2 protein-coding genes are annotated in these 2,785 nt (G+C 71.1%); both read right to left on the bottom strand.

Features of this window, described 5'->3' with window-relative positions; translation table 11 throughout:
* Nucleotides 1–52: 52 nt before the first annotated feature.
* Nucleotides 53–1,246: a glycine C-acetyltransferase gene (locus GT042_RS07810; RefSeq protein ID WP_161307979.1), complete on the bottom strand. Its 1,194-nt coding sequence runs from the start codon at nucleotides 1,244–1,246 to the stop codon at nucleotides 53–55.
* A 45-nt stretch (nucleotides 1,247–1,291) separates the two neighbouring features.
* On the bottom strand, nucleotides 1,292–2,320 hold the full coding sequence (gene tdh / locus GT042_RS07815; protein ID WP_161307980.1) for an L-threonine 3-dehydrogenase: 1,029 nt from the start codon (nucleotides 2,318–2,320) through the stop codon (nucleotides 1,292–1,294).
* Nucleotides 2,321–2,785: the final 465 nt, after the last annotated feature.

The raw sequence follows: 2,785 nt of genomic DNA on the forward strand, positions 1-2,785 counted from the left end.
GCCCGTCCGGCGATTGAGGACAACACGAACCGCAACGAACCCCGGGCCGAGGCTAAAGCGACGCCCTCGCCGAGACGAACGCCGAGACCGCCCCCAGAACGTCGGAAGACGTATGCGCCGCAGACAACTGCACCCGAATCCGCGCCGCCCCCATCGGCACCACCGGGTACGAGAACCCGATCACGTACACCCCCCGCTCCAACAGCAGCTCCGCCATCCGCCCCGCCTCCGCCGCGTCCCCGATCATGACCGGCGCGATCGCGTGCTCGCCGGGCAGCACGTCGAAGCCCTCCTCGGCCATCCGGGAACGGAAGAGCGCCGTGTTCGCGTTCAGCCGGTCCCGCAGCTCCCCCGCGCTCTCCAGCAGGTCGAGGACCTTGATGGACGCCGCCGCGATCACCGGCGCGAGCGAGTTCGAGAAGAGGTACGGGCGGGACCGCTGGCGCAGCAGCGCGACGATCTCCGCGCGCGCCGCCACGTACCCCCCGGACGCGCCACCGAGCGCCTTGCCCAGCGTGCCGGTGAGGATGTCGACGCGGTCCATCACCCCGTGCAGTTCGGGGGTGCCGCGCCCGTTGGGGCCGACGAAGCCGACCGCGTGCGAGTCGTCCACCATGACCATCGCGTCGTAGCGGTCGGCGAGGTCGCAGATCTCGGCGAGCGGCGCGACGTACCCGTCCATCGAGAACACGCCGTCCGTGACGATCAGCCGCCGCCGCGCGTCCTGCGACTCCTTGAGACGGGTCTCCAGCTCGGCGAGGTCGCGGTTGGCGTAGCGCAGGCGGCGCGCCTTGGAGAGCCGGATGCCGTCGATGATGCTGGCGTGGTTGAGCGCGTCGGAGATGACCGCGTCCTCGGCGCCGAGGAGGGTCTCGAAGACGCCGCCGTTCGCGTCGAAGCAGGAGGAGTAGAGGATCGTGTCCTCCTGGCCCAGGAAGGCGGAGAGGCGCTGTTCCAGCTCCTTGTGGATCTCCTGGGTGCCGCAGATGAAGCGTACGGACGCCATCCCGTAGCCCCACCGGTCGAGCGCGTCCTTGGCGGCGGCGACGACCTCGGGGTGGTCGGCGAGGCCGAGGTAGTTGTTGGCGCAGAAGTTGAGGACGTTCCCGCCGGCGGGCGCGCCACCGGCCGTGACCGCGACGGAGGCGTTCTGCGGGGTGGAGATCACCCGTTCGGGCTTGAAGAGACCGGCGTCGCGGATCTCGTCGAGGGTGGCGCGGAGGTCGTCCCGTACGGACGTGAACATGACTGACTCCAAGGAGGGCGGGGCGGGCGGCGGAACGGGGACCGCTCAGGCGGTCCAGTCGAGAATGATCTTGCCGCTGCGGGCGGTCGCGGCCTCGTCGAAGGCCGCGTCGAAGTCCTGGTAGCCGTAGCTGCCGGTGATGACGGGGCTCAGGTCCAGGCCGCCTTCGAGGAGGACGGTCATCGCGTACCACGTCTCGTACATCTCACGGCCGTAGATGCCCTTGATCGTGATCATGGACGTGACGATCTTCGACCAGTCGACGGCGAACTCGTCGGCGGGCAGGCCGAGCATCGCGATCCGGCCGCCGTGGGTCATGTTGTCGACCATGTCCCGCACGGCCTCGGGGCGTCCCGACATCTCCAGGCCGATGTCGAAGCCTTCCTTGAGGCCGAGTTGGCGCTGCGCCTCGGCGATGCCGTGGTGCGTGACGTCCAGGGCGAGGGTGGCGCCGACCTTGCGGGCGAGTTCGAGGCGTGCCGGGCTGACATCGGTGATCACGACGTTGCGCGCGCCGGCGTGCCGGGCGACGGCCGCCGCCATGATCCCGATGGGGCCGGCGCCGGTGATCAGGACGTCCTCGCCGACGAGCGGGAAGGAGAGCGCGGTGTGCACGGCGTTGCCGAACGGGTCGAAGATCGCGGCGACGTCGAGGTCGACGGGGGCGCGGTGGACCCAGACGTTGGAGGCGGGGAGGGCGACGTACTCGGCGAACGCGCCGTCGCGGCCGACGCCCAGGCCGACCGTGCTGCGGCAGAGGTGGCGGCGGCCGGCGAGACAATTGCGGCACCGGCCGCAGACGAGGTGGCCCTCGCCGCTGACGAGGTCGCCGACCGCGATGTCCTGGACGTCGGCGCCGAGGGCGGCCACCTCGCCGACGAACTCGTGGCCGAGGACGCGGGGGGTGGTGACCGCGTGCTGGGCCCAGCCGTCCCAGGAGCGGATGTGCAGGTCGGTACCGCAGATGCCGGTACGGAGCACCTTGATCAGTACGTCTCCGGGGCCGGTCACCGGCTCCGGTACGTCCATGAGCCACAGCCCCGGCTCGGCCTTCTGTTTCACAAGTGCCTTCATGGGGGTGGCTCCCGGGGTGAGGGTGGTGCTGAGCTGATCGTTGATCCGTGATCGCTGGTCGGCGATCACGCCCCCAATCTGCCGAGCGCGGCTTCTCCAGTCCATCGAGGATTTCTTAAGCGGCCCAACAGCGCACCTTCACGCCCCGGCGCGACACCGCTTCCGCCGCGGCGCGCTTTCGCCGGGGGCGGCGGTGTGTCCCGGCCCCGGCCACTCGACGGAACCGAACTCGCCGGGCATCAGCGGCACGGGCATGGGTACGGCCCACACGGCAAGCCCGGCAACGGCGAACCGAGCGACGCGCCTCCCCGCCCCCCGCCGAGCGGACACCTTGTCCCGCCGCCCGACCCGACCCCTCACGTCCGCCCGAGCGCCTTGGGTACGGGCCGCCGCGCCCTCCTCCGGACCGCTGCCCGCGCCCGGTGCGACAACCGGGCTGGTCTCCGCGCCACCGAGACGGGAATC

The sequence above is a fragment of the Streptomyces sp. SID3212 genome (assembly GCF_009865405.1).
GTDB lineage: Bacteria > Actinomycetota > Actinomycetes > Streptomycetales > Streptomycetaceae > Streptomyces.